Source organism: Nocardia sp. NBC_01009, from assembly GCF_045208035.1.
GTDB lineage: Bacteria > Actinomycetota > Actinomycetes > Mycobacteriales > Mycobacteriaceae > Nocardia.
In genome coordinates, this window is the sequence record NZ_CP108695.1 from 1,960,610 (window position 1) to 1,986,735 (window position 26,126).

The 26,126-nt window shown below is 67.2% G+C and carries 24 protein-coding genes; 12 read left to right on the top strand and 12 right to left on the bottom strand.

The genetic code is table 11. The features are described 5' to 3' along the window. Window positions 1-29: 29 nt before the first annotated feature. Entirely contained in the window at window positions 30-674 is a 645-nt protein-coding gene (locus OHA42_RS08680) for a LysE family translocator (protein WP_406236006.1), read from the bottom strand. Between the two features lie 138 nt (window positions 675-812). On the opposite strand from OHA42_RS08680, the gene OHA42_RS08685 reads away from it, so the two are divergent. The 4 genes from OHA42_RS08685 (at window position 813) to OHA42_RS08700 (ending at window position 5,340) form a co-directional block, all read left to right on the top strand. Beyond that, window positions 813-2,471 carry a DNA repair helicase XPB gene (locus OHA42_RS08685; protein ID WP_406236007.1) on the top strand — a complete coding sequence of 553 codons (1,659 nt, stop codon included), beginning with the start codon at window positions 813-815 and terminating at the stop codon, window positions 2,469-2,471. A 41-nt stretch (window positions 2,472-2,512) separates the two neighbouring features. Continuing rightward, window positions 2,513-3,181, top strand: coding sequence for a DUF3239 domain-containing protein (locus OHA42_RS08690; RefSeq protein ID WP_406236009.1), 669 nt, complete (start codon window positions 2,513-2,515; stop codon window positions 3,179-3,181). Window positions 3,182-3,234: 53 nt separating this feature from the next. Beyond that, window positions 3,235-3,873, top strand: a complete 639-nt coding sequence (locus tag OHA42_RS08695; protein WP_406236011.1) for a LysE family translocator — start codon at window positions 3,235-3,237, stop codon at window positions 3,871-3,873. Window positions 3,874-3,945: 72 nt separating this feature from the next. After that, window positions 3,946-5,340, top strand: a complete 1,395-nt coding sequence (locus tag OHA42_RS08700; protein ID WP_406236013.1) for a M1 family metallopeptidase — start codon at window positions 3,946-3,948, stop codon at window positions 5,338-5,340. Between the two features lie 7 nt (window positions 5,341-5,347). Here the strand turns inward: OHA42_RS08700 and OHA42_RS08705 are convergent, their stop codons facing one another. Beyond that, window positions 5,348-6,172 (bottom strand): hypothetical protein, encoded by an 825-nt coding sequence (locus tag OHA42_RS08705; RefSeq protein WP_406236015.1) that lies wholly within the window; start codon window positions 6,170-6,172, stop codon window positions 5,348-5,350. 314 nt (window positions 6,173-6,486) lie between these two features. On the opposite strand from OHA42_RS08705, the gene OHA42_RS08710 reads away from it, so the two are divergent. Then, entirely contained in the window at window positions 6,487-7,014 is a 528-nt protein-coding gene (locus OHA42_RS08710) for a hypothetical protein (RefSeq protein ID WP_406236017.1), read from the top strand. A gap of 16 nt (window positions 7,015-7,030) precedes the next feature. Here OHA42_RS08710 and OHA42_RS08715 read toward each other — a convergent pair whose 3' ends face one another. Beyond that, window positions 7,031-9,328: a helicase-associated domain-containing protein gene (locus OHA42_RS08715; protein WP_406236019.1), complete on the bottom strand. Its 2,298-nt coding sequence runs from the start codon at window positions 9,326-9,328 to the stop codon at window positions 7,031-7,033. 107 nt (window positions 9,329-9,435) lie between these two features. On the opposite strand from OHA42_RS08715, the gene OHA42_RS08720 reads away from it, so the two are divergent. Then, complete coding sequence (locus tag OHA42_RS08720) at window positions 9,436-9,624, top strand: hypothetical protein (RefSeq protein WP_328408896.1); 189 nt, start codon at window positions 9,436-9,438, stop codon at window positions 9,622-9,624. 88 nt (window positions 9,625-9,712) lie between these two features. Here the strand turns inward: OHA42_RS08720 and OHA42_RS08725 are convergent, their stop codons facing one another. Continuing rightward, complete coding sequence (locus OHA42_RS08725) at window positions 9,713-10,348, bottom strand: transglycosylase family protein (protein WP_406236021.1); 636 nt, start codon at window positions 10,346-10,348, stop codon at window positions 9,713-9,715. Window positions 10,349-10,718: 370 nt separating this feature from the next. Next, window positions 10,719-10,961, bottom strand: coding sequence for a hypothetical protein (locus tag OHA42_RS08730; RefSeq protein ID WP_328408899.1), 243 nt, complete (start codon window positions 10,959-10,961; stop codon window positions 10,719-10,721). A gap of 200 nt (window positions 10,962-11,161) precedes the next feature. Here OHA42_RS08730 and OHA42_RS08735 point away from each other — a divergent pair, with 200 nt between their 5' ends. Beyond that, entirely contained in the window at window positions 11,162-11,587 is a 426-nt protein-coding gene (locus OHA42_RS08735) for a cold-shock protein (protein WP_328412716.1), read from the top strand. Window positions 11,588-11,677: 90 nt separating this feature from the next. Here OHA42_RS08735 and OHA42_RS08740 read toward each other — a convergent pair whose 3' ends face one another. The 3 genes from OHA42_RS08740 to OHA42_RS08750 form a co-directional block, all read right to left on the bottom strand. Further along, window positions 11,678-12,268 (bottom strand): DUF2771 domain-containing protein, encoded by a 591-nt coding sequence (locus OHA42_RS08740; RefSeq protein ID WP_406236023.1) that lies wholly within the window; start codon window positions 12,266-12,268, stop codon window positions 11,678-11,680. A 153-nt stretch (window positions 12,269-12,421) separates the two neighbouring features. Then, window positions 12,422-14,272 carry an MFS transporter gene (locus tag OHA42_RS08745; protein ID WP_406236025.1) on the bottom strand — a complete coding sequence of 617 codons (1,851 nt, stop codon included), beginning with the start codon at window positions 14,270-14,272 and terminating at the stop codon, window positions 12,422-12,424. A 176-nt stretch (window positions 14,273-14,448) separates the two neighbouring features. Continuing rightward, on the bottom strand, window positions 14,449-15,222 hold the full coding sequence (locus OHA42_RS08750) for a glutaminyl-peptide cyclotransferase (protein WP_406236026.1): 774 nt from the start codon (window positions 15,220-15,222) through the stop codon (window positions 14,449-14,451). A gap of 17 nt (window positions 15,223-15,239) precedes the next feature. Between OHA42_RS08750 and OHA42_RS08755 the strand changes: the two genes are divergently transcribed. Then, window positions 15,240-16,838 carry a DUF3027 domain-containing protein gene (locus OHA42_RS08755; protein WP_406236028.1) on the top strand — a complete coding sequence of 533 codons (1,599 nt, stop codon included), beginning with the start codon at window positions 15,240-15,242 and terminating at the stop codon, window positions 16,836-16,838. Then, window positions 16,835-20,089: a sacsin N-terminal ATP-binding-like domain-containing protein gene (locus tag OHA42_RS08760; RefSeq protein ID WP_406239228.1), complete on the top strand. Its 3,255-nt coding sequence runs from the start codon at window positions 16,835-16,837 to the stop codon at window positions 20,087-20,089. The genes OHA42_RS08755 and OHA42_RS08760 overlap by 4 nt, the downstream gene beginning before the upstream one ends. A 73-nt stretch (window positions 20,090-20,162) precedes the next feature. On the opposite strand, the gene OHA42_RS08765 is transcribed toward OHA42_RS08760, so the two are convergent. Continuing rightward, window positions 20,163-20,777, bottom strand: coding sequence for a TetR/AcrR family transcriptional regulator (locus tag OHA42_RS08765; protein WP_406236030.1), 615 nt, complete (start codon window positions 20,775-20,777; stop codon window positions 20,163-20,165). Between the two features lie 128 nt (window positions 20,778-20,905). Between OHA42_RS08765 and OHA42_RS08770 the strand changes: the two genes are divergently transcribed. After that, window positions 20,906-22,972, top strand: a complete 2,067-nt coding sequence (locus OHA42_RS08770) for a neutral/alkaline ceramidase (protein WP_406236032.1) — start codon at window positions 20,906-20,908, stop codon at window positions 22,970-22,972. A gap of 2 nt (window positions 22,973-22,974) precedes the next feature. Here OHA42_RS08770 and OHA42_RS08775 read toward each other — a convergent pair whose 3' ends face one another. Continuing rightward, window positions 22,975-23,214, bottom strand: a complete 240-nt coding sequence (locus OHA42_RS08775; RefSeq protein ID WP_406236034.1) for a DUF2530 domain-containing protein — start codon at window positions 23,212-23,214, stop codon at window positions 22,975-22,977. A 63-nt stretch (window positions 23,215-23,277) separates the two neighbouring features. Here OHA42_RS08775 and OHA42_RS08780 point away from each other — a divergent pair, with 63 nt between their 5' ends. After that, window positions 23,278-23,715: a MarR family winged helix-turn-helix transcriptional regulator gene (locus OHA42_RS08780; protein ID WP_406236036.1), complete on the top strand. Its 438-nt coding sequence runs from the start codon at window positions 23,278-23,280 to the stop codon at window positions 23,713-23,715. Between the two features lie 39 nt (window positions 23,716-23,754). Here the strand turns inward: OHA42_RS08780 and OHA42_RS08785 are convergent, their stop codons facing one another. Both OHA42_RS08785 and OHA42_RS08790 read right to left on the bottom strand, forming a co-directional pair. Beyond that, window positions 23,755-24,156, bottom strand: coding sequence for a YccF domain-containing protein (locus tag OHA42_RS08785; protein WP_328408914.1), 402 nt, complete (start codon window positions 24,154-24,156; stop codon window positions 23,755-23,757). Window positions 24,157-24,320: 164 nt separating this feature from the next. Beyond that, the gene (locus tag OHA42_RS08790) at window positions 24,321-25,526 is read right to left on the bottom strand and encodes a GNAT family N-acetyltransferase (RefSeq protein WP_406236038.1); all 1,206 of its coding nucleotides are present in this window, start codon (window positions 25,524-25,526) and stop codon (window positions 24,321-24,323) included. A 141-nt stretch (window positions 25,527-25,667) separates the two neighbouring features. On the opposite strand from OHA42_RS08790, the gene OHA42_RS08795 reads away from it, so the two are divergent. After that, window positions 25,668-26,123: an MspA family porin gene (locus tag OHA42_RS08795; protein WP_406236040.1), complete on the top strand. Its 456-nt coding sequence runs from the start codon at window positions 25,668-25,670 to the stop codon at window positions 26,121-26,123. Window positions 26,124-26,126 lie beyond the last annotated feature (3 nt).

The following is a 26,126-nucleotide window of genomic DNA, read 5'->3' on the forward strand; positions in this document are numbered from 1 at the left end:
ACCGGTGCCGGATGGGGTCACCGGCGCGTTCAGGCCGGGGTCGGCCGTGCGCGGTCGGTCGCGAGCAGCACCGCGATGGCGCCGAGCATCGAGCCCATCAGGTACCGCTGTACGCGCAGCCACAGCGGCCTGCCGGTCAGGAAGGTCGAGATGCCGCCCGCACCGAGCACGATCAGGCAGTTCACCGCCAGCGCGACCGTGATCTGCACCATGCCGAGGCACAGACTCTGCAGCCACACCTGCCCGTGGTCGGGCGCCACGAACTGCGGAATCAACGCCATGTACATGATCGCGATCTTGGGGTTGAGCAGATTGGTGACCATGCCCATGGCGAACAGCCGCCGCGTCGGATCGGCGGGCAGTGCCATCGGTGCGAACACCGAGGTGCCGCCGGGGCGCAGCGCCTGCCAGGCCAACCACAAGAGATAGCCCGCGCCTGCCACCTTCACCGCCAGGTACAACCCGGGGACCACCGCGAACACCGCGGTGATGCCTGCGGTCGCGGCCGCCAGATACACCGCGAAGCCGGCTGCCACCCCGCTCAGCGACACCAATCCGGCCCGGCGTCCCTGCGAGACGGTGCGCGAGACCAGGTACATCATGTTCGGGCCCGGAGTGAGCACCATGCCGAGCGCCGCCGCTGCCACGCCGATCATCGCTGCCGTCTCGATCATGGTTCCGATCGTCGCCGATGGACCCGGCGCTCGTCTCGGTCCAGTTCGATGTCGCTGGACATGTGACCCGGACCGTTCCGCCCGCTGGGCTGTCGGTGGGTTCAGGGAGAATGGTCCGGAGCCAAACTAGGAGGCACCGTGACCGACGGTCCGCTGATCGTTCAGAGTGACAAGACGCTGCTGCTGGAGGTCGACCACGAGTTGGCCGATGCGGCGCGGCAGTCCATCGCGCCGTTCGCGGAGTTGGAGCGGGCGCCGGAGCATGTGCACACCTATCGGGTGACACCGTTGGCGCTGTGGAATGCGCGGGCCGCCGGGCACGACGCCGAGCAGGTGGTGGACGCGCTCGTGAGTTTCTCGCGGTATGCGGTGCCGCAGCCGCTACTGGTGGACATCGTCGACACCATGGCCAGGTACGGGCGGTTGCAATTGGTGAAGCACCCGGCACACGGGCTGGTCCTGATCAGCCTGGATCGGGCGGTGCTCGAGGAAGTGCTGCGGCACAAGAAGATCGCGCCGATGCTCGGCGCCCGCCTCGACGACGACACGGTGGTGGTGCATCCGTCGGAGCGCGGGCGGATCAAGCAGATGCTGCTGAAGATCGGCTGGCCCGCGGAGGATCTGGCCGGCTATGTCGACGGCGAGGCCCATCAGATCGACCTGGACTACACCGGCGGCGCCTGGCACCTGCGCGACTACCAGGAGATGGCAGCCGATTCCTTCTGGGCCGGCGGCTCCGGTGTCGTGGTGCTGCCCTGTGGTGCGGGCAAGACGATGGTCGGTGCTGCGGCGATGGCCAAAGCGAAGGCGACAACGCTGATCCTCGTCACCAACACCGTGGCAGGCAGGCAATGGCGCAGGGAACTGCTCGCGCGGACCTCGTTGACCGAGGACGAGATCGGCGAGTACTCCGGTGAACGCAAGGAGGTCAGGCCGGTCACCATCGCGACCTATCAGGTGATCACCCGCCGCACCAAGGGCGAGTACAAGCATCTCGAGCTGTTCGACAGCCGCGATTGGGGCCTGGTCATCTACGACGAGGTGCACCTGCTGCCCGCTCCGGTCTTCCGGATGACCGCCGACCTGCAGTCGCGCCGCCGGCTCGGCCTGACCGCGACCCTGGTGCGCGAGGACGGTCGTGAGGGCGACGTGTTCTCGCTGATCGGTCCGAAGCGCTACGACGCTCCCTGGAAGGACATCGAAGCGCAGGGCTGGATCGCCCCGGCCGACTGCGTGGAGGTCAGGGTGACGCTGACCGACGCCGAACGGATGTCCTATGCCACCGCGGAGCCGGAGGAGCGCTACAAGCTGTGCTCGACCGCTCGCACGAAAATTGCTGTGGTCGAGTCGATCCTGGCCAATCACAAGGACGCGCCGACGTTGGTGATCGGCGCGTACTTGGATCAGCTCGACGAATTGGGCGTCGCATTGAATGCGCCGGTGATCCAGGGGTCGACGAAAACCAAAGAGCGCGAAGAGCTTTTCGAGGCATTCCGGCGCGGCGACATCCCGGTTCTCGTGGTGAGCAAGGTCGCAAATTTCTCCATCGATCTGCCGGAAGCATCAGTCGCGGTGCAGGTTTCGGGAACGTTCGGCTCACGTCAGGAAGAAGCCCAGCGGCTCGGCCGACTGCTGCGACCGAAACAGGATGGTGGCCAAGCCCACTTCTATTCGGTCGTCGCGCGTGACACGCTGGACGCCGAATACGCCGCGCATCGCCAGCGTTTTCTCGCCGAACAGGGGTACGCCTATCGCATTACGGATGCCGACGACTTGCTGGGGCCGGCCATCGGTTAAGTGGAGGCGAAATCTCCGCAACGTGTGTTAGGAATGAGGACGTGCGACGCTTCGAATTCGCGGTCGACCGCGGGCATGCCCACGCGGTCAACGAGGTCTTCGCCGACCTCCGTCGACTGCGCATTATGGCCATCGCGGCCGCGATCATCGCCGCGACGGCCACCACCTACCTGATCTGGCTGAATCATCCGTGGGCCTATCTGCTGGCCGTCGCATTCGTACTCGGAGCCGTGACCGCACTCTGGGTGGCGCTGTGGACGCCGCGCAGGGCAGGCATCGACAAGCTCTACGCCGATGGGGAACTCATCCCGGCGGTGGTCTCCGAGACCCATCCCAGCGGGGTGGTACTGCTCGCGCTGGTCGACGTGTCGAAATCGGGGGCGACCGATCCGGTCTATGCCCTGGTGATCAGGAAGGTTCGTGACCTGCCCGGTCATGAGAAGCGTGCGGGCGAACGGGTGCCGTCGGTTGCGGTGCGCACCGATCGCGCGCCACGGCAGGTCGGCGAGCGGTGGCAGTCGGTCAGCGCGATGCCGATCGCGTGGGGCACTCGCGACCGCGGGGTCATCGAACGGGCCCGCGCCGCGATCAGTGAGGTCGAATGGCGATTGCTCACCGACAATCTCGCGCTCGCCGACAAGGTGCGCCGCGCCCCGGCCAAGCGCCTGCTGCTCGACCCGCACCAATTGCCCGACGATCTCGGCGCATGAGTTGACCTGTGATGTTCCGGAATTCGGGTTGCGCGAACGCCTAGACTCGGAAGATGGTGCCCACAACTAATCTGCTGGCGTTCTGTGCCGCATCTCTGCTGATCATCATCATTCCCGGGCCCGGCGTCCTGTTCACGATCGGTCGGGCACTTGCGCTCGGCCGCAGGGCCGCCCTCGTCTCGGTGCTCGGGCACGCGGCTGGGGTTTTCGTCGCGTTGCTGTTCGTCGCCGTCGGCCTCGGCGCCCTCGTCGCGACCTCCGCGCTTGCACTCACCGTGGTCAAGGTCGTCGGCGCGCTGTATCTGATGTACCTCGGGGTCCAGGCGTTCCGGCAGCGCAAGGCGTTGCGGGAGGCATTGGGTGCGCGGGTCGATGCGTCGTCCGACACCAAGGTCTTCCGGCAGGGTGTGCTCGTCGGGTTGACCAATCCGAAGTCGATCGTCTTCTTCTCGGCGGTGCTCCCACAGTTCGCCGACCCGGAGGCGGGCGCGATGCCGTTGCAGTTCCTGATCCTCGGCACCATTTTCCTTGGCATCGCCCTGGTCTCCGATAGTGCCTGGGGCATGCTTGCGGCCTCGGCGCGCTCGTGGTTCGCGCGGTCGCCGCGGCGGCTGGAGGCAGTCGGCGGCGCGGGCGGCGTGATGATCTTCGGTCTCGGCGCGTCGGTTGCGCTGACCGGCACTGCCGACTGAGCCGACTACCATCCACCGAGGTCGGTATGCCGGTGCCGGAACACAGGGGTGGCGGAAAGGGGTGGTGGTCGAATGAGGTTGTCCGGCATGTTGTGTGCCGCGGTGGCGGGTGTGCTCGTCACCGTCGCCTCAGCGCCCGCGAACGCGGATCCGCTGACCGGTGCACCCGGTCTCGGCGATCCGTACTACCCGATGGACGGCAATGGCGGCTACGACGCTCGCCACTACGACGTCACCGTCGACTACGACCCGCCGAGCAGGCAACTTACCGCGACAACCCGGATCGACGCGATCGCCACCCAACCGCTGCGGGTGTTCAACCTCGACTTCGACGGTCCCGATGTGCGGATGGTGTCGGTGAACAACCTGCCCGCCGCCTTCGACCGCAACGGCGAGCACGAGCTGACCGTGACACCGCTGCTGCCGCTGCTGCCCGGCCTGCCGTTCACCGTGACGGTCGACTACGCAGGTCCCGCCGCGGACGTCGAAGCGGAGGGCTGGACCCTCGCACCGAGCGGCGGCGCCTTCGTTGCAGGTGAACCGCATTCCGCGGCCACCTGGTACCCGCTCAACGACACACCACTGGACAAAGCCACCTTTGCGCTGCACGCGACCGTCCCCGCGGAATGGGACGTCGTCTCCAACGGCGTCCGGACACAGAACGCGGTCACCGGCGCCAACCGGACGGTCACCTGGGAGTCGCACCAGCCGGTGCTCGGCTATCTGACCACCGTCGCCATCGATCGCTTCACCTATCTCGAGCAGCGTCGCGCCAACGGCACGCCGCTGCTCAGTGCCTTCGCCCCGGACGCGCAGGACAGCAGGGCGACCGAACAGCGGTTGCCCGAGATCCTGGACTTCATCGAATCTCTGTACGGCCCCTACCCGTTCGAGGCGGCGGGTGGCATCTATGTCGACACCGAGCTGGGGTTTTCGCTGGAAACCCAGACCAGGCCCATTTACGCGCCATGGACCGATCTGCAGACCGTCGTGCACGAAATCACCCATCAGTGGTGGGGCGATTCGGTATCGGTGCGGCAATGGTCCGACATCTGCCTGAACGAATGCTTCGCCAGTTACACCGCCGATTATCTGTGGCCGGAGCGAATGGAAGGCGCCGACGTCGACGCCGATTACCGCGACACTATCCAGAAATACTGTGACGTGCAGAAGTTCTGGGACATTCCGTTGGCGAATCCTGGGGTCGGAAACGAATTCACCTCCGTCTACTACCGCGGCCCGCTGTTCCTGCACGCACTGCGTAAACAGCTCGGCGACGACATATTCTTCGCCGCTGTCCGGGAATTCAATGTCGCCCATACCTACGGCAATGCGTCCATGTCGGACTTCCGCACTTTCGTGCAGTCGAAATCCAGGACCGATCTGACCGGGTTCTTCGGCTCCTGGCTCGACCAGGCGGCGATGCCTGCCGACGAGTACCTCTTCCCGGGATCCCTACGCGGCTGACCGCGCGTCATTCGGTGTCGATACGCTCGCGGACCCTGTCCACCCAGCGTTCCACACGATCGAGTTGCTTTTGCGCCGAACGCAATTGATCTTGAGCGGCTCGGTCCGCGGTGCGGGCGAACTGCTTCTGCTGTTCGGCGTGGGCTAGTTCCTCGCGCAGCGCGACGAGGCGAGACTTGCTCTCGGCCAGTCGATGTGCTGCTTCATCACTGGCCGACTGCGCTGAATCCCTTGCTGTGCGCGCTGATTCGAGTGCTGCGAGCGCTTCGCCGAGTTCCTGGCGTGCGGTGTCCGTGGATCCGGTGTCCGCGGGCTCGGGTGTCACCGCGGTGGCGGCGACCGCGGCGAGTGCCGGGCCTGCCGGGCCGAAACCCTCGTAGGTCGCGGAGGTGGCCAGGGTTCCGGTGCGGACCTGGTCGGCGACATCGGCATCAGCGAGTGCCGCGGTCAGCGTCTGACCCACCTCGCGCAGCACCCCCACACCGACCGGATGACCGCGCTCGGCGGCCAGTGCCCCCGCCCGTTTGGCGAGGGCGTGCACGACCTGCTGGCGCTGTGCGGTGAGGCTGCGCAGCTGGTCAGCGGACAACTCCCGCTGCGCGGTGCGCAGCGCGGCGCCCAGCTGCAGCAGCGCGTCGACCTCCGCCGGAACCGTGCGGGCCAGCAGGTTCACCGTCCACGCCGGGACCGTCGGTCTGCGTAGCTTGCCGATGGCCGCGGCGAGGTCTTTATCGCCCGCGTCCTTGGCGGCTTTCACCCGATCGGCCCTGGCCGCCACGAACTCACCTGGGGCGAGTCCGTACAAGTCGACGGCAACCTCCGCGAGGGTCATACTTTCCAAGCGTAACGATCCAGCCTCTTCGAGCGACACAGAGCTCGGATTGCTTGACCGCCCACCGTGTGGGCGAACTGCGAAAGGCATTGATAGTGAACTTCTTTGGGATTCAGCTCCTCGGCCGCCTGCTGCCCTCCATCCTCGGCTACTCGATGTTGGGAATGTACGGCCTCGGCATGCACTGACCACCTCTGCCCGCGGGCCGGGCACACCGAAGATCGTCCGAAGTGCAGATGCGGTTCCGGCGACCGTGAGGGTATCCTCTCCGCGTTCACGACTGCCGTGAACGCGTTCGGTGAGAGAGGTTTCAGGTGAAGATCCCAGGAACGAGGCTGCTGGCACGAATCGTGCTTACCCTCCTGGCGGTGGCCGCGGTTGCGGTCGCGGTGACCGGTTGTTCGGCAATCAAGGACGCGAGCAAGTCCGATACGGCAAAAGCCAAAGTCGGTGACTGCATCAATGTCATCAAAGGTTCGGCCGTCGACTCCAAGACCGAGCCGGTCGATTGCTCGTCGGAGAAGGCCGTGTACAAGATTGTGCAGACCTACGACACGAAGACCGATTGCTCGCAGGATTACACCTCCTACGAGGAGACCTTGAACGGGGGCACCACCGCATTCCTGTGCCTCGCGCCGAATTTCAAGCAGGGCAGCTGCTACATCGACAACAACCTCACCGGATACCAGTTCGCGGATTGCGCGTCCACCGAGGCCGCTTTCCGGGTGATCCAGCGGATCGACGGGCAGGTCGACGAACTGCTTTGTGGCGCGGAGTCGGAGAAATTCCTGACTGTCTCCGATCCCAAGACGACTTTCTGCCTCGGCAGGCCGAAGGCCTGAGCTAGCGCCGAACCGCTCATTCCAGTAGGGCGACCGATGCGATCCGGTGCAAAGTGAAGTGCCGGACCGCGCCGGTGACCGGGTCCAGCGCATCGAGCTGGCCGTTGCCCACTTTCAACGGCTCGACAACGCGCTGGGTCGCGATGCCCGAAGCATCGACATAGCCGATATTGACCGACCGCCGCACCCGCGCCGCCAATTGCAGCAGCGCAAGGGTCGCGGCGGTACTGGTTCGGGTGCCGTCGGGGCGCACCGCCTGCCCATTGCGGGCGCTTGCGGCTCGCTCGCCCGCGCGCAGTTCGGCAACAAGCAGCGCCAGCTGTTCGGTGCTCGGTGGTGTCGGCCGATAGGGCTGGCGCGCATTCGGCCGGATCATGATGCGTGCGCCGCGCGGCCGCAGATCGACGATGGTGCCTGCAGAATCCTCACCTGCGGGCGCAAAACCGGCCGCGCGTAGCTGCTCGAGCAGCTCGCCCAACGGGGCCTGGGCAATGGCAACGGTAGGGGCGATCGCCCGCAGCGCGAGTACGGTCGCCACGGGTGCGGCAAGGACCTGCGCAAGTAGTGCTGGGTCGTCGCTGCGCACGAACGACTGCGCCATCCCGGCCCGCAGCTGCCCGTGCCGCCTGGCCACATCGTCGATCAGATAGGTCAGCGCCTGCGGAATCGGCGTGCGTGAGTGCATCGTGAACAGCGCGTGCAGTTCGGCCGCCGTCATACCGGCGTCCAGCGCACGCCGCACCGAGGTCTCGCCGATCCGGTACACGGTTGCCGCGCCCGCCGATTCGACATCGGCGACCAACGCGATCTGCTGCTGGAGGTCCGCTGTCAGCGGGCCGGGTGCGATGACCGTCAGATCGGCCTGCACCAGTACGTGATCGACAGGGGCAGGCAATGCCGACTCCATGGCGGCCTCGGCGTCGGCCGCGCTCGTCGGTGCGCCGTGCAGGAGCGCCCTGGCCGGTGAGCCGAGCGCGCCACGGCCGACGAAGCCGAGCGCCGCCGCTTCCCGCAGTGTGTTCTCGACCGCCTCTGAGCGAAAGTGCCTGCGCCAACGCGGTTGCCGCCATGCCATGATCCTGCCGACGTCAGCAGGATCCAGTGCAGTGCCGGAGGGATATTCGCCGAGCAGGTTCAGCATCGCGCGCCGATCGCGGGGCGCGTGGGGGGTGCGCAGCTCGATCGCCAGCGCCGCGAGCGGCTTGTCGTTGGCGTCGCGCATCCCGATCATCCACGGCATCCGGTCCAGGTCGAGCCAGGCCAGCGCGAGGGTGACCCAGCGTCGGGCGAGGGGGGCCTCGCGCCAGCCGTCGGCGGCAGAGGTCGGCGCCCAGAAGTCATCGGTGGAGTCGAATTCCGGTGGCGGATCCGGTAGGCCCTTCTCGACCAGCTTCGCCGCCGCGAGCAGTTCGACGAGCAACCCGGCTCGAGCTTCGTCCACGCCGGTCTGTTTGGCGATGCGACGCAACTCCCGCACCCCGAGCCCGCCCGCCCGCAATGCCGGTGCCGGTACTTGGCCCAGCGCCTCCAGCACGTCTGCGCAGTGCCGCAACAACTCTCCCACTTCGCCCGCCGCGACTGCGTTGACGTCCGCAGGAGCCTGTTTGCTCAGCCGCGGCTGCGGCGGGGTGAGGGCATGCGGGTGGGTCACTGGTTCGCGCCGCAGCACCTGGCCGACGGTGACCGGCAGTTCGACCGTCTCCTCGTCGATCCAGTGCAGCAGTCTGCGCGTCAGCAACTGCTGGATCGGGCGGTCCGGCGGTGTGCCGGGCGCCGCGTCCCTGCTGCGCCCGCGCGGGCCGGTGGTGGCGAGTTTGTCCAGCAGTGCCCGTTCGGCGGGTGCGATCTGCGTGAGGGCGGTAACCACCTCGGGCTCGGTGAGTGCATCCGGGATCTCGGTGGTGCTGCCGATGGGCCACGGCAGCGCCTCGGCGGCCGCGGGCACCAGGTGCAGGTCCTCGCCGTCGGTCCAGACGAGCGCGCGGTCGGTCAATCGCTCCAGCGCGGTATCGAGTACGGCCGCGCTCACGCGTTCGCTCAGCTGCACGTGCAGCGCGCCGCGCGATAGCGGGGTGGCGGCCCGATCGGAGCGGGTGACGCCGTGTACGGCAAGAGTTTCCACGATCGCGAACTCGAGGGTGGTCAGATCGTCGGTGGCGCGCAGCACCGACGCACGTTGTTCGGCGCGCGCGGCAAGCACCGCCATCGACGAGGGCAGTGGCACGGCCAGATCGGGCCGGAGTTCGAGCAAGGCCACGAGCTGGGCATCACTGCGGGCACCGAGCCATCCGGCCAAGGAGTCGGTCGCGGTCATCGAGTCCAGCCTACGGTGCAGCGCAGTTGCTCGCCGGGGCAGGAGTGTGCATTTCGGCACCCCACCTGTATGGCCTCGGGCGTATGGCGGCGGGTTAGCATGGGCCGGTGGTGAACAAATCGAAGAAACCCTACGTCGACAATGGCTGGCCCAAGGTGGCCGATGGTGACCATGCGGTTACCGAGCTCTCGTCGGCTCGTTCCGGTGGTCTCTCACCGTACGGTGAGGACACCGAGTTTCCGGTTCCGGCCGATCAGCTGCCGTACATGCACCCGAACACGGTGATCAACCGCTGATCATGGGCGGAAGCCCGCGGACACGAAAAAGGTCCCCGCATCTTCGTTGATGCGGGGACCTTTTTCGTGAATGAGATTGTGGTGAAGCTCAGGAGGGGAGGAGTCCCTTGTTGGCTTCGAAGAAGTTGATGACGTTCGGATCGAGCTTCATGTTGCTCGCCTTGGCGCCACTCAGGAAATCGAGGGCTTCCTGCGGGATCTGCACGCCCTGCGCCTGAACAACGGCGACGGCGCGGTCGACCGCGGAGAAGACTTGCTGCGAGCTGTCTGCCGGCTGCACCTCGAGCGGGGTCTGCTCGGCGGGCTGCCAGCGCGGCGCGGCGTCCGGCGACTTCGGTGCGGTGCGCACGCTGGGTGCGCTGCTCAGACCGAGGTTGGACGAGCAGGAGGGCCAAGCGCCCCAACCTTGGGTGGCGAGGACCTTCTCGGCGACCACGATCTGCTGTTCGCGGCTGGCCTGGTTGGCGGTCGCGGCATACTCGCCGCCTCCGTGCGCGTTCCAGGTGCTCGGCGAGAACTGCAGCCCGCCCTGGAAACCGTTGCCCGTGTTGATACCCCAGTTGCCGCCGGCCTCGCACTGCGCGAGGCGATCCCAGTCGGTGTCCGGCGCCGCAGCGGCGTTGCCGGCAAGGGCTACACCCGCGGTGCCGATGATGGCGCCGGTGACGGCGACCTTGGCAACAGTCCGCCCGGTGGAGGTTGGCTTGCGATGGCGTCCACTCATATCGGGTTCTTCTGCCTCTCCTACGCACCTGCAAGTGGTCCGGACTGAGAGGTCGTCCGTCCGCCCTCACCCCTATTTCCGTCGGGGTCCGGTACCCGCGGGGTGAGGCTTGGTGCGGCGGGCCGGTGGTTGCCGGGTGTCCCGGCTGGGTAAGACGGTACGACGATCGCCGCGAAAAATCACTATTTGGTAACCGGCGTGTGCGGCGGGGTCTCGGCGCGGTCTCGGTGTGCCCCCGAAGCTTTCACGCAGCTGAGAAGTGGTGCGAACCGGCCGATAGAGGGCTGTCACCACTCCGTGACCTCCTCGTTATGTGACGAGGATCACACTAATGATTTGGTAACAATCGGCTCGGGTAACCGGGTTTGCGTCAGCGGGAGCGACGACCGGACCACAGGGCGTACCCCACGCCGACCAGGAATCCGAGCGGCGCGAGCATGGCGATCAGGTATAGCCAGAGCCCCGGCTCGGCGTCGCTGAGAATCGGCGTCAGAAAAATCGCGACAATCGCCAGCAATCCGATCGCGAAGAGGCCGAGTGCGAGGTACAACAGCCGATCGCTCGAGCGGCGCCCGGACCCACTCGGAGGCGGTGGCGCGGAAGGGTTCGTCACTCGAAGACCGTAAAACTGATGTGCTTGCGTTATTGGCACCGGGGTAGACTCGATGCCTATCGCGTCCTGCATGCTGTGGGGCGCGTTCTTTTCGCAAACTGACAGGACCTCTCTCGCGATGTTTCGCGCGGTGGGTCCCGGGCAGACGGGTGTGCTCGGTCCGATGGGGGCCGAGTTTCGATGACGAACGGGTGATGGCAGTGCCGACCGGCAGGGTTAAGTGGTACGACGTCGAAAAGGGCTTCGGCTTCCTTTCCCAGGACGAGGGTGAGGACGTCTACGTGCGTTCCTCAGCGCTGCCCGAGGGCATCGAATCGCTCAAGCCCGGCCAGCGTGTCGAATTCGGCATGGCCGCAGGCCGTCGCGGGCCGCAGGCGCTGAGCCTCAAGGTGCTCGAGGCACCGCCGTCGGTCCGTCAGGGCCAGGAGCGCGAGCGTGGCGCACACCGGGAGCCTGCCGTCCGCAAGCACACGCCGGACGAACTGCACGGGATGGTCGAGGACATGATCACCCTGCTCGAGGCCAAGGTGCAGCCGGACCTGCGCAAGGGTAAGTACCCGGATCGCAAGACCGCGCAACGCATTTCCGAGGTCGTCCGCGCCGTCGCGCGCGAGCTGGATCACTGAGCGTGCCGACTCGCCGGGCCGCGAATGCGCCCGGCGAGTCGGCCACCTCGCGAAACCGGTGGTGGCACAGAGGGGCCCGCGGAGGGGTTCCTACAGCGTGCTGATCGACCAGGCGGCGTGCGGGAGGTAGAACTCTTGGCCCGTCTCGTCTTTGGCGAGGATGGGCAGCTGCATCTCGACGCCGATCAGGCGCAGCTCTGGCTCCGGCTTCGAGTCGATGGTCAGGTTGAGTGCACCCTTGGGGTAGTCGTTGCGGCTGACGATACGGTCCACCGTGTCGCCGTTGGGCAGCGCATAGACCAGTCGGGCGATCCACGGCGCGTCCGCGATCTGCTTAGGCAGCGACATCTGCAGCGGGTAGCCCGCAGGCACCTCCAAATGGACCGTCTTGCCGATCTGGCAATCCGGCGTCGACTCACCGCAGGGCAGCCGGGAGAAGATCGAGCCCACGTCGGCGTTGCCGCCGCGCTCCGGCAGGATTCGGCAGTCCTGCATCAACGGTGTGCAGTAGCCGTAGGGCCGCACTGTGATGGCGGTGCCGTGCGCGTAGGCGGTGATCTCCGGCTCGCGCTCGGGGGCGTTGCGTATCAGCACCGCGAGGACGCCGACAAAGGCGACGAGGAACACCAGTCCGGCGGCTGCGCCGAGCGCGATGATGGTGCGGGTCGATGGCTTGCTCACGACTGCGCCTCGCCGACGCAGGGCTCCGTCGTGAGCGGGGCTGCTGTGTTTGTGGCTCGCTCGCTACGCTCGCTCACGACTGCGCCTCGCTGACGCTCGGCTCCGTCGTCAGCGGGGCTGCTGTGTTTGTGGCTCGCTCGCTACGCTCGCTCACTAGATGGGATCTCCTATCCCTCGTTGGATGCGCTGGGTGTCGCCCCCGCGTTGTCTGCCTGTCTCGGGAGCATGCGGCCGAGCGTGTGGAATTTCCTGCTCGGCATGCTGTGGTCGGTTGCCGCCGAGACCTGGCAGCATGGAATGACCTCGGAAGCTGACGAAGGTCTGGACCAGTCCGACCACGAGTATCGCCGACACCACCGCGAAACCCTTCCAATAGTCGGTCGGCAACAGCACACCGGCCGCGCCGCCGACCACCCAGCTGAGTTGCAGCACGGTCTCCGACCGGCCGAAGCCGGAGGCGATCGACTCCGGCGGCAGGTCGTCCTGGATCGAGGCGTCGAGCGAGACCTTCGCCAGCGCGCTTGCACCGGCCGCGACGAGCGTCGCAAGCGCCGCGCCGAGCAGATTGTTCGCGAACACTGCGAACAGCGCGATGAGGGTGCACGCCGCGGTGCAGCCGAGCACGATCAGGGAGGGCTTGCCGAGTTTGAGGCGGGCGCCGGTGGCGTTGCCGGTGAAATTGCCGATGGCCGCGGCGACACCGACCACACCGAGCATGGCCGCCTGCTGGACACCACCGTGCTCGGTCGCCTTGGCGACGAAGGCAACATAGAAGGTGAGGAACCCGGTCAGCACCCGGATGGCGCTGTTGCCCCAGAGCCCGGTGACGACCGATCGGCCGAGTGGCTGCCTGCGCTTGCGCGGCGGGATGATGGCTTCCTTCGTCGGATCGAGCACTTCGGTGTTGGCGTGGTAACTGAGAGTCGCGGGGACCTCGCCCTCGGTAACCTCGACCCAGCGCGGGATGCGCAGGCTCAGATAGGTGCCTGCGACGGCGATCGCGGTGGCGAAAATCAGTGCGCCCGTTGAGCTCGCAATCGCGGCGGCGAGTGCGGCGATAGCGCCTGCGCCGATGGTGCCACCGACCAGACCGAATACCGTGAGCCGAGAGTTGGTGCGCACCAGATCTATATCCGGTGGCAGCACGCGTGGCGTCACCGCACTCTTGAGCACCGAGAACGATTTGCTTCCGACCATCATGCACAGGGCGAGCGGATAGAGCGCCCAGGTGTCGAAGGCCACGATCAGCACCACGGTGACCACTGCGCGCAGCGCGAACGAGGAGGCGAGCGCGAGCCTGCGGCCGCGTTGCAGGCGGTCGAGCAGCGGTCCGATGAGCGGTGCGATCACCGCGAACGGCGCGATGGTGATCAGCAGATACAGCGCGACCTTCGACTTGCTCTCCGCGCTAGCACTTGCGAAGAACAGTGTGTTGGCAAGGGCAACCGCGATAGCGGCGTCCAGGGCGAAGTTCGCCATCGTGGCGTAGGTCAGCGCGGTAAGGCCCGACTTGTCCGCGCCGTCGGCTTTCGCCGCGCGCTGGAAGGAGGCGATACCGCGCATGGTCAGCTGTTGGCCGCGCATCGCGGCAACCCTGGTGACGGTGAGCTTGCGGGGGCTGCGTTGCGCGCCGGGCCCGGTCGCTGCGGTGCTATCCGCCGGCTCGGCGTACTCGCCGGGTTCGGGTCGATGCGGCGGCTGTTTGCGCATGTCGGGGGCGGATCGATCGTGCGAACCCGGCATGCGGCGGGTGTCGAACGCCGCCGGGGCGGCCGGTTCGGGCCGGGTTTCGGGTAGTTGTCGGGTGTCGACTTCCGGCGGCCGCCCCGCGGTTGGCGGTTGGCGGCGGCCGTGCTCGGGATCCAGTGGCGGTAGCGGCCGTCGAGGCGAAGGTTCGTTGGGCGGCGGATATCGGTCGAAACCGGGGTGCCGTTCGATCGGCGGAGCCTCCTCGCCGTCCCACGGACCATGGTCAGGGCCGGAGGGATCGCGGGGAGTATTCACGCATCAATTCTGACTCATCCGTCTCGTCGCGTCTCAGGCCGGACGTCCGGTGTCTGGGAAGTGTGTTGCCGGGCCGGAGCCCACTGCTCGGCTGAGCTCCCGGCGTACCCGACGAGTTACCCGTGCACTCACGAAACCATTGGTTGCGTGGCAACACGATTGGGAGCTCGCCGTGTTCAAGCGGGCACAAATCGGACCTCGAACATGGTCGGCCAGTACTTGCCGGTGAGCAGGAAGCTGTCGGTGCCGGGGATGTGGGCGATCCCGTTGAGCACGTCGGTGTAGGCGCGGGCGGTGGGTGCGAGCAGGCCGCGGGCATCGATGTCGGCGAGTACCCGGCCGGTCTGGGGATCGATGCGCAGGATCGTGTCGGTGGGGTAGTCGTTGGCGTACACCGAACCGTCGGCGGCGCAATCGAGTTCGTTCAGGTGTGCGTTGCGACGGCCGGTGAGGGTGACAGTGCCGGTCGGTGCGAACGTCACCGGGTCGCGAAAGGTGAGTGTGTCGGTGCCGTTGCTCATCACCAGCCTGCTCGCGCGGGTGCAGATGCCCCAGCCCTCGCCGTCGTAGGACACACGGCTGCGTTCGGCCAGTGTCCGCGGATCTCTGGCGAAGGCGATCCCGTCCTTCCAGGTGATCTGCCAGAGGGTGCCCGCGGCCGGCGACACGCCCTCGCCGAAGTACGGCGTGGGCAGATCGACGCGCGCCAGTTCGGCCCCGGTGGTCAGATCGGTCGCCCGGATATTCGACGCGCCCGGCTTGCCCGTGCCTTCGTAGAGCACGTTGCCGTCGATGTCGAGGCCCTGGGTGAACGCCGACGGATCGTGCGGACGGGTGCCGATGACCTCGATTTTCATCCGTTGTGGTTGGTCGTCTGCGCTGCCGCAGCCGGTCGATGCGAGCAAGCTGACCAGTACTGCGACGGCCAACGAACGCCGATTGCGCTCCATACGGCAAAATGTAGGCCGTGAGCGCAGTTTCTGTTTCGGAGTCCGGCGTGTGGCCGATCCTGGCCGATGCCGTCGACGTGGCCCGTCGAGCGCTCGTGGAGTTGGAGCCCGCCGGGGTCGGCGCGCATTTGGGGGTGACCGCGGAGGACGCGAGTGCGGCGACGCACCGCTTCGAAGCCACCCTGCCCGGCTACCGCGGCTGGCAGTGGGCCGTCGTCGTCGCGGCCGCGCCCGGTGCGACCTACGCCACGGTCAGCGAGTCGGCCTTGCTGCCCGGCCCGGACGCATTGGTCGCGCCCGACTTCGTGCCGTGGGAGCAGCGGGTTCGACCCGGCGATCTGGCGCCCGGCGACCTGCTCGCCCCGCTGCCAAACGATCTTCGGCTGGTGCCCGGGTACGTTGCCAACGGCGACCCAGCGGTCGACGAGGTCGCCCGCGACATCGGCCTCGGCCGCACCCAGGTGTTGAGCCTCGAAGGCCGGGAGGAAGCAGCCGAGCGCTGGTACGCCGAATTCGGCCCCGACACCGAGATGGCCAAGGCGGCGCCGTCCACCTGTGGCCTCTGCGGCTTCTACCTGCCACTGGCGGGCGCCATGCGCGCCGCCTTCGGCGTGTGCGGCAACGCGATGGGCGCCGACGGCCGAGTGGTGCACGTCGAATACGGCTGCGGCGCACACTCCGACACCGTCGCCCCCACCGGCGGCGGCTCCCCGCTCTACGAGGCCTACGACGACGCGGCGTTCGACGTGATCACCTCGGAAACCACACGCAAGCCCGGATCGGAAGCGGCGCAGCCCGCCGACGCGACGGACACCGAGCCAGCGACCACCGAGGTCGACTCGGACGCCATCACCGCCGCCCCCGTGGCTGAATCCGACACAGTGATCGATTCGGCCGGTGTCGAGGTCGAGTCGACTGTGGGTGCGGCCGCTGGTGTTGCGGCTGAGTCGAACGCCGTGGCCGGGTCGGATGTCGAGGCTCGGGAGAGTGCGGAAACCGAGTCGGCTGTTGCGGCGGCGTCGGGCGTGGATCTGACGGATCGCCCAGCTGAATCCGATACGGCGGTCGATTCGACCGTGGCTCCGATGGGTGCCGAGGTCGAGCCGACTGCCGAGGCGGCATCGGGCGCCGACCTGGCCGGTGCTGGTACGGCCGAGCCGACCACGGTGACCGAGTCCGACGCTGGGACTGCGGTGAGCGTTCCGGCCGATTCGACTGCTGAGACTGAGGCCGAGGCGAGCGTTCCGAGCGATGTGGTGGCTGAGGCGGGCGCGGCTGCGGTGGATGCGGCGGGCGGGACGGCTGAGCAGGCTGGTGCGGCCCGGATCGGCGATGTTGTTGCTGAGCGGAGCGTCGTCGACGAGTCGAGCGCTGCGATTTCGGTGAGTGCGGAGGGCGTGCAGAGCCTTCGAGGCGAGGCGAGTGAGGTGGCCCCGTCGATCGACGAAGCTGTCGACAGTGCCTCCGAGCCGGATTCCAGCGCCACATCGGCTTCGGGCGCCGCTTCGGATTCGGCTGCGGAGCAGGCGCTGAGCGTGGCGCCTGTCGAGGCTGCCGGGGACGCGGATGAGCCGGGTGACGATCGGCCGGAGCCCGAATCATCGGCACGGAGCTGAGCGCGGCGGCCGCGGCGTCCGATCCGTTCGGCACCTCGGCGCTGCGTGTTGCGGTCCTCGCCGCGTGGCGTGATTCGCCGACCCGGCTGCGGGAGGATGCCGCCACCGAGGCGGATCTGGTGCGGGCGGGGTATCGGGATCGACTGCTGACCGAGTTGGCGCAGAATGCCGCCGATGCCGCCGCGAAGGCGGGCGTGCCGGGCCGACTGGTCGTCCGGCTCGACGGGCACACTCTGTACATCTCGAATACCGGTGCACCACTGGATATTTCCGGTGTGCATGCCCTCACCGCGTTGCGCGCCTCCGCGAAGGCAAATCCGGCCGCAAGTGTCGGCAGGTTCGGCGTCGGCTTCACCGCGGTGCTGTCGGTGAGCGACGACATCGAGGTGCGCTCGACCACCGGCTCGCTGCATTTCTCGCGCGCGAACACCTGGAACGCACTGCACGACAATGCAATCGGCGTGCCGGACACGGGCGGCGATTTCGCCCCACCGGTGCTGCGTCTGGCCTGGCCGAGCACCGCTGCCCCCACCGACGGCGACACCGAAGTGGTGCTGCGCCTGCGCGAGGACATCGATCACGATGCGCTGCTCGCCGGGATGCGTGCCGAAGCCGTCGACCTACTGCTGGAACTGCCTGCCCTGCACAGCATCCGAATCGGTGACGATGAGCTGACCGCCACGACCACGGATCTCGGCGCCACCGACCCGGAGCGGACCGGCCTGTGCGAGCTGCGCATCACCGGCCAGGACCGCGAACAAGTCTGGTGGGAGTACCGGACTCCGCGCGCCCGCTGGCTGCTTCCGGTCCGCAACGGCCGACCGGTGGCCACCATCCCGGATGTCCTGCGAGCCCCCACCCGATCCGACGAGGAGCTGTCGCTACCGGCCCTCCTGATCGCCGACATCCCCATGCAGCCGGACCGCCGCCGTCTGCTCCCCGGTGCCCATCTCGCCGAACTGGCAACGGGCTACAGCGATTTCGCCAGCGCCCTCCCACTCCGCGACCGCCTCATCCTGGTTCCGATACCCGGCTTCGCACGCAGCGAGCCCGACGCTCTGCTCCGCGAAGCACTGATCCGCGAACTCCAGACCCACTCCTGGCTCCCGGTGGTAACCAGTCCCTCCGATGCGCCCTCGACCGCCATCGGTGACGTGGATTCGCTATGGGCCGAGCCTTTCCCGGAGAGCGCCGCCGCTCGACTCGAGTCTGCCGCCGACAGTGCTGTGCCCCGCTCTGGTGCTGCGTCGGCCGACCAAGAATCCGGTGTGGCATCGGAGTCGGGCGACGACACGTCCCCGACCGCTGCGTCGCTGAGCGCTGGTGCCGCGACAGGTGGCCGTCCCGGCGTGGATTCGCCGTGGGGTCGGGAAGTGTCGGATGACGCGGCGTCCGACCGGGTGTCGGCGAGTGTGGCAAGCCCCAGTCGCCCGTCTGGTTCGGCTGCCGGCCGCCGAGATGACGTGGCATCACCAGTGGGCGCGGGACTGCTCGATGACGGCGCTGCCGTCGCCCCGGCTGCTGCGCGCGGTCATGACGTTGCCGAGGGCCTGGGATTTGCGGGGGGCCGGGCACTGTCGGGGCCCGCGGTGGGGACGGCTGTGCCGACTCGGGCGAGCGTGTTCGCTGGGCTCACCGCGGAGCTGGCCGGGCTGATCGATGATGTGGTCGGGCCGTTGGTGATTCCAGAGTTGTCCGGGCGCGCGCACAGTGAGGCGCTCGGTGTGCTGGATGTGCATCGGCTGGGGCTGGCTCGGCTTGCGGAGTTGTCGGGTGGTTTGGAGCGGTCGCCGCAGTGGTGGTATTCGCTGTATGCGGCGCTGGAGCCGTTTGTCGTCGATCCGCTGGCCGCCGAGGAGTTGGGGGCGCTTGCTGTGCCGCTGGCCGATGGGCGGCTCGTGACCGGGCCGCGCACAGTGGTTTTGGACGATCGGCTCGCGGACCCTATTCCGGTGCACTGGGCGCGGCTCGTGCATCCGGAGGCGGCGCATCCGTTGCTGGCTCGGTTGGGGGCGCGTACTGCCACCGCCGAGGATTTGCTGAGCGATCCGGAGCTGCGCGCCGAGTTGGAGGATCAGCCCGGCGATCCGGATACCGCGGACGCGGTGCTCCGGCTCGCGGTCACCGCTGATCCGCTCGCGTTGCCGTCCTGGCTGGGGTTGCTCGAATTGCCGGACAGCTCAGGGGAATTGCTGCCCGCCGATGAGCTGCTGCTGCCGGGCGCACCGCTGCGCGACCTGTTGGTCGAGGATTCGCCGTTCGGCACCGCGGCCGAGGATCTGGTCGAGGGCTACGGCGTGCAGGCGCTGCGGGCTGTCGGCGTCGGCTGGGATTTCAGCATTGTCGTCGAGGTGGATCCGACCGGCCCGGATCATCATCTGGACGACGAGGACCACTGGTGGTCGGGCCTGCCGGAGGATCCGCCCGAACTGGCCGCCGTCCGCGACCTGGACCTGGTGGCCGAGACCGCCTGGCCGGAAGCGCTGCGGCAGTTGGCTTCCGGTGATCGCACCCGACGGCTGCTCACCGATCCCGACGGTTACACCGCGTGGTGGCTGCGCAGGCACGCCCGCGTAGACGGCACGGTGCTCGGACTGCTGAGTCATCCTGCTGACACCGAATTCGCCGGCCTGCTCACCGAATTCGCCGTTCCGGGCCTCGGCCGTCAGGACATCGACGCCTTGCGTGCAGTCCTGGCCGACCCCGACGCCATCACCCCGGATCTGGCCGCCGCCCTGCTGGCCGCACTCGCCGATCCGACAAAAACCCCTGCGCCCGAGGTTATTTCGCGGACTCACGCACGATTGGCCGCCGCGGTGGCGGCGGACCGTCTCGACCTGGCCGACCTCGATCTGCCCGATCGCGTGCGCGCATTGTCCGGCGTGGTGGTCGACCCCCGCGAAGCCTTCGTGCTCGACCAGCCGTGGTTCGGCCTTGCCCTGCCGCCGGAACGCCTTGTCGTCGGCGATACCGATACGGCCCCCGCCTTGGCGACCTTGCTCGATCTGCCGCTCGTCTCCGAGGCCGTCACCGCCGAAGTGCTCGGCACCGGCCGGCGGACAACATGGTCGGCCGAACCGCTCGGTGTGGTTCTGCGCCAACTCTTCACGCTTGCCCCGCAGCACGGTGACCTGGTTGTTCACGACGACCTTCGGATACGTCTGCACGGCGCCGCAACCGCCACGGTCGCCGTTCCGTGGTGGCAGGAGGGCACAACCACGCATGTGCGCATGCCGCAGGCGCAGGACTGATTGTTCGTCGGTCGGACCTAGCTCGCCACGACCGAGGTAACCGCTGCCGTCCGGCGGGCTACGGGTAGCCCGCCTATTGCACGTAGTTCGAAACCATCTCACTGAGCAGGTCCAGCTGCCCGCGGACGCTCTCGCTGTCGTTGTCGACCAGCCAGCGCAGCACGATCCCGTCGATCACATTGAGGGTGAAGCGGCTCAGGTCGTGCACCGGCATCGTGAACCGGCTTCCGGTCGCATCGCGCGCGTGATCGAGGAGGTCGGCGACGGTGGAGTCGTTGAATGCGTACTGTTCGCGCGCAATCGCGAGTTTCGCCGGTGTTTGCTCGCCTTCGCGAAGTGCGTAAGTCGTCGTTTCGTAAGTGAGTAGCTGTCGTTCCGGTGTGGCTTCAATGTTCAGCCACATCAGTTCGAGTCCGGCGCGCACCAATTTCTGAAGCGCTTCTTTTCCACTTCCGGCGTCTTGCCAAACTGTTTCATTGGCGTCGACAGAATCGCGTAATTCCATCGACAACGCTTTGACCAGCTCGGTCATCAGCGCGTCCTTGTTTTCGAAACAGTAATGCACCACACCGAGCGAAACACCTGCCGCCTGAGCCACATCGCGCGTGGTCACGCCCGCCACGCCTTTTTTCTCGGCAAGGCCGATGGCTGCCTCGATAAGGTGGGCCCTTCGTTCTTCGACGCTCAATCGGGAGGACACCTCTGGGAGTTAAGCGTTCACGAAGCGTGCAGTCAATTCGCGCGGCGAAAAAATCTCGACTGGACGAGCGTCCAGTTGTGTGGTTCGCTGCACAGTGGGATCGAAGGGAGACGCGTATGCCCGTGTCACGAAGGACGGTTTTGGCCCGAACTGTGGCGGGTTCGGCCACGCTGGCTACCGCGGCAGCGGTGGCCACGGTGCCCGGCGTCACTACGGCATTGAGTGCGTCCGCCGCAGCCGCACCGGAATCCGGCGGATACCTCATCGGCATCGGTATTTCCGACATCACGGGTCCGGCCGCCGAATGCGGAATGATGGGCTACTCGCAGTTCGAGCAGCAGACCGCGGGCATTCACCTGCGCCCGCGCGCCCGCGCATTCGTCATCGCGACTGCCGAGCGGCGAATCGTGTTCGCGGTCGCGGAGAACGGCATGATCTTCCAGTCCGTGCACCGCGGCGTCATGCTCGAGCTCGCTCGACGCTTCGGCGAGCTCTACACCGAGCAGAACGTGTTGCTCACCTCGACGCACTCGCACGCGACCTGCGGCGGCTCCAGCAACGATTACGCATACAACCTGTCGATCCTCGGTTTTCAGCAGCAGGTCTACGACGCCGAAGTGAACGGCATCGTGGAAGCGATCGCCGCCGCGCACGCCGATCTCGGTCCAGGATCGCTCACGCTCGGCCGCAGCGAACTGCACGACGCCAGCGTCAACCGCTCCCGTGTCGCCTTCGACCGCAACCCCGATGCGGACAAACAGTATTTCCCGCAGGCCATCGATCCGGCGGTCACCGCGCTGTCGATCGTCAAGGGCGGCAGACAGGTCGGCGCCATCACCTGGTTCGCGACTCACAACACCTCGATGACCAACCAGAACCGGTTGATCAGCGCAGATAACAAGGGCTACGCGTCCTACTCGTTCGAGCACATCGAACACGGCGTCCGATACCTCGACGACGCTGCCGATTTCATCGCCGCCTTCGCCCAGACCAACGCGGGTGACATGTCGCCGAACCTGAACCTGCGCCCCGGCTCCGGCCCCACCGAGGACGAGTTCGAGAACACTCGCATCCTCGGCGAACGGCAGTACCACGCGGCGAAAGCCGCACTCGCCGAAGCGAAGTCGTTGGCCGGACCGGTCGACTCGATGCTCTGTTATATCGACCTCGCCGACATCGCCGTCGACGGTCGCTTCACCCCGGATGGTCTGCCGCGTCACACCGCCCCCGCGGCCGCGGGCGTTTCGCTCATCGCGGGCAGTACCGAGGACGGCCCCGGCTTGCCGGGGATTCCCATTCCGGAGGGTGTGCGCAACCCGTTCATCGATGCGCTCGGCAACCCCAACGTCCCGGCACCGGCGTGGCTCGCGGATGCCCAGGCGCCCAAGGCGATTGTCGCCCCGCTCGGTCTGCTGCCGCCGGTGCCGTGGGTGCCGAGCGTGGTACCGATCCAGATCGTCCGCATCGGTGAGCTCTACCTGGCCGGTGGCGGCGGAGAATTCACCATCGTCGCCGGTCTGCGGATACGCCGCGCGGTGGCGGCGGCCCTCGGTGTCTCGCTGGAACAGGTGCTCATGCAGGGCTATGCGAATGCCTACCACGAATACATCACCACCCCAGAGGAATACGACTCTCAGCAGTACGAGGGCGGGTCAACCCTGTTCGGGCGCTACACCTCGAGTGCCTACCTACAGGAATTCACCCGGCTGGCAACGGCTTTCGTCGCCCGTCAGCAGGTTCCCCGCGGTCCGGCCCCGCGCGACGTGTCCGCCATGCAGCCGAATTTCCAGCCCGCACCCGGACCCGACGCCACACCGCCCGGCCGCGCCTTCGGTGACGTGCTGGTCCAGCCCGCCGCGAGCGCGGCCCGCGGCACCCGCGTCGCAGCCGAATTCGTTTCCGCCCACCCGAAGCACAATCCACGCCGCAACGACACCTTCCTGGAAGTGCAGCGGCACAACAGCTCCGGCGAGTGGGTGCGCGTCGCCAACGAGGGCGAGTGGGCAGTGCGATTCCACTGGAGCAAGCGCGGCTCTGCGGTATCCGTGGCCCGCTTCACCTGGGATGTCCCGTCCGATGCGACGCCGGGCCGGTACCGCCTCCAGCATTACGCGGACAGCCTGAGCCCGAACGGCACGCTGCACCCGTTCACCGGCACCACCGACGAATTCGACGTGGTCTGAGGCTAGAGGCCGGTTTGCGCGCCCTTGTCGCCGCGCCGCGCGCCGCGGCGCTGGATCGCGAAGATCGTGTACCCGAGCAGACCGACGGCCAGCCCCATGAGACACACCGGGCGGGCCGACTCCCAACGCTCGCCAGCGGCCCACACCACCACCGCGGCGATCAGCCACAGCGCGCTGCCAACAGCGAGTACCGGCCGTGGATCGGTGAGCCGCTGCGGGATCTCGGGCACTTTCTGCGTCACCGCCCCAGGGTAGCTGCGGGAACCGTCGTCCCGCAGCCAACGGGTCCCGTATCGTTTGCCACTGTGACAACGCCATCGGATGTTCGAGCTCTCGCTGGTGAGCTGTCGCTTGCCGTGGTGCGTTTGACGCGACATCTGCGGGGGCGGCGTGCCGACGCGCAAATTTCGCTGACCCAGCTGTCCGCGCTGGCCACGCTGCACCGGGACGGCGCGATGACGCCGGGCGCTCTCGCGGCCAAGGAGCGCGTGCAGCCGCCGTCGATGACGCGGGTGATCGCCTCACTGTCGGACCTGAGGTTGGTCGAGCGCAAGCCGCACCCGACCGACGGCAGGCAGATCATCGTCTCGCTGTCGGATGCGGGCCGTGCGTTGATCGCCGATGAGACCAGTGCCCGTGAGGCCTGGATGACCGAGCAGCTTTCCACCCTGACCGACGAGCAGTTGGTGGTGCTGACCAGGGCCGTCGGCATCATGAAGCAACTCGTCACCGAGTCCGAATAGCCCCGAACAGCGGGGCCCTGGTATCCGGCGTTCCCGGAGCTACCGCGCGCCGAAGGGCTGGTCGCTGTCGACGATCTCGCGGCCGAGTGGGAACAGCGACAGCGGGATCAGCTTGAGATTCGCCCACCCGAACGGGATTCCGATAATCGAGATGAACAGCGGGATGCTGGTGAGCAGGTGGCCGAGCGCGAGCCACCAGCCCGCCACAATGAACCAGATGATGTTGCCGAGTAGCGAGCCCGTGCCCGCGCCCGGCTTCTCCACGGTGGTCCGCCCGAACGGCCACAGCGCGTAGGCCGCGATCCGGAACGACGCGATGCCCCACGGGATCGTGATGATCAGGATGCAGCAGATGACGCCGGCGAGGATGTAGCCCAGTGCCATCCAGAACCCGACGAACACCAGCCAGAGCACGTTGAGGACGAGCTGAATCGGCTTCATGTGCTCCAGCATGCCAGCAGACCGGCAATTCGGGCATCACTCCTGGGGACTACATCGCCTCGGGGACAGACCCTGATGCGGGATCGGTGGACCCATCTACCAGCGTCGATGCGCCGCAGCGACCATGGTCGGCGACACCGGTGCCGCGGTGCCGGGACGAGGTGTCAGAAGAACCAACCGAGAACCGCGTCGCGCTCGGCCCCGAACGCTTCTTCGAGCGCGCGCACCTGCCCGGAATCCTTGGCGTGCAACCGGTTCGCGGCGGCGAACACCCGCGCCGGATACGCACCGAGATACATGCTGCCGAGCACGTCGATACCGAGTTCGATATCGGCGGTGCGGGTGGTCGGCGTGCAGTCGGCGACACCGTCGCGTACCCGCAGCGCGAAGACACCGCCCGCGTTCCGGAACGGGTCGGTCACTGCGAGTACGACATCCAGGTCGTGCTGATACGAGCGCGCGCCGAGCGCGGCCGGTACATCCATGAGCCGCAACCAGAGTCCGTCGTAACGGTTGTCGGTCCGTACCCGTCTCGGATCGGTCAGCAGGTAGGGGAGCGGGTCGTTGTCGGTGAGTTCGGCCTCGATCCTGGTGACCAGATCCAGTCCGCAGAGCGTCCGCCACAGCGCGGCATGAGCTTCGGTGGTCACCGTCCGGATCTCCACCACACTGGCGGTTTTGACGCGGTCCCGGGGGTGGTATCGGTACAACACGTATCCGTCCTGGTGCAGGAGCGCGTAAAGGTCGGTGCCGCCTTTCCGAAAACGCTCGGGATCGAGGAAGGTGGTCTCCCAGCGTGCATCGGGACGCACCTGCGCGCCGGGGGTCAGCCTGCGCCACCTGTCATAGATCGCCCGCACCTGTTCGGTCGACTCGGCGAGTATCGCCAGTTCCACGCCGCCGGGATCCGGTGCCGAGGGCAGGAACTCGGCGAAGCGCCGATCGATGTGCACGGCGTTTTCCCGGATCGCCGGCCCGTATCCGAACCGTCCGTAGATGCCGCCCTGGCTGGCGGTGAAGATCGTCAACGGCAGCCCGGCCGCCTCGATCCGTCGATGCTGTTCGGTGTACATCGCGCGCAGGATCCCACGCCGTCGATGCGTGGGCGCCACGGCAACCCCCGCGATACCGCAGGCCGAAACGGTCCGCTCGCCCGGCACCGTCAACGTTATCTCCGTCGACTCGACATGCCCGACCACCCGGTCGCCGTCCACCGCGACAATCGCGTTCTCCGGCGGAAACAGCCGCCGATACGGCTCCCGCAACGCCTCGGCGGGGCGTATCCCGAAGGCAGTCTGGACCACTAGCTCGATCCCGGCCGCATCGCCCTCGGTAGCCGATCGAATGGTGATACCGGGTGTCAGCGTCATATCTGGACCATCCCATGGATGCCCGTCCGCTCGCACCCGAATTTCGCCCGGCACCGGCCGGTGTGGAACCGACAGCGGAGCATTGTCATGCCGGATGGGTGAAAACTCACCGTCGGCCATCGCGATGAATGGGCCAATCGGGTGGCGCCGCTCAATACCATCGGAACGACCCGCGAAGTCTTCGTGACGAATCAGGCGTTCGGTAGCGTGAGTGGCGCCGGATCTGCGCTGAAGGGCGTCGTGCTCGAGACCGGATATCACCTCGGGTGCGCCATGGATATCACCGGAATAACCCTCGGCGGCTCCATCAACCTCGGAATTGTGCCTCAGATAACCATTCAGTCGACTGTCCCGATGCCCACCATCGGCGCGACTATCGGCCCCAGCATCGGTCTTACCCCGAGTTTCCAAGTATCGCTCGTTCCCGGCAAGGTCGTCGACCTGCCATTCGGGGACAAGCCGCTGGCGGGCCCGCAGGCGTTCATCACCAATCGGGATGTGTACGTGAAGATCGACGGGGTCACGCACCAAAGCGGCACCGGAGCAGCACGGGCTGCAAGACACAGCTGCTGGTGCGCCGCGGGAAGCGGTTGGTAGCAT

What these genes read in the sequence shown, in the direction of transcription:
- OHA42_RS08695 (WP_406236011.1), top strand. Translation starts at nt 3,235, where the DNA reads ATGGTGCCCACAACTAATCTGCTGGCGTTCTGTGCCGCATCTCTGCTG.
- OHA42_RS08770 (WP_406236032.1), top strand. Translation starts at nt 20,906, where the DNA reads ATGCCCGTGTCACGAAGGACGGTTTTGGCCCGAACTGTGGCGGGTTCG.
- OHA42_RS08785 (WP_328408914.1), bottom strand. Translation starts at nt 24,156, where the DNA reads ATGAAGCCGATTCAGCTCGTCCTCAACGTGCTCTGGCTGGTGTTCGTC.
- OHA42_RS08700 (WP_406236013.1), top strand. Translation starts at nt 3,946, where the DNA reads ATGAGGTTGTCCGGCATGTTGTGTGCCGCGGTGGCGGGTGTGCTCGTC.
- OHA42_RS08680 (WP_406236006.1), bottom strand. Translation starts at nt 674, where the DNA reads ATGATCGAGACGGCAGCGATGATCGGCGTGGCAGCGGCGGCGCTCGGC.
- OHA42_RS08725 (WP_406236021.1), bottom strand. Translation starts at nt 10,348, where the DNA reads ATGAGTGGACGCCATCGCAAGCCAACCTCCACCGGGCGGACTGTTGCC.
- OHA42_RS08705 (WP_406236015.1), bottom strand. Translation starts at nt 6,172, where the DNA reads ATGACCCTCGCGGAGGTTGCCGTCGACTTGTACGGACTCGCCCCAGGT.
- OHA42_RS08750 (WP_406236026.1), bottom strand. Translation starts at nt 15,222, where the DNA reads ATGGAGCGCAATCGGCGTTCGTTGGCCGTCGCAGTACTGGTCAGCTTG.
- OHA42_RS08715 (WP_406236019.1), bottom strand. Translation starts at nt 9,328, where the DNA reads ATGACCGCGACCGACTCCTTGGCCGGATGGCTCGGTGCCCGCAGTGAT.
- OHA42_RS08790 (WP_406236038.1), bottom strand. Translation starts at nt 25,526, where the DNA reads ATGACGCTGACACCCGGTATCACCATTCGATCGGCTACCGAGGGCGAT.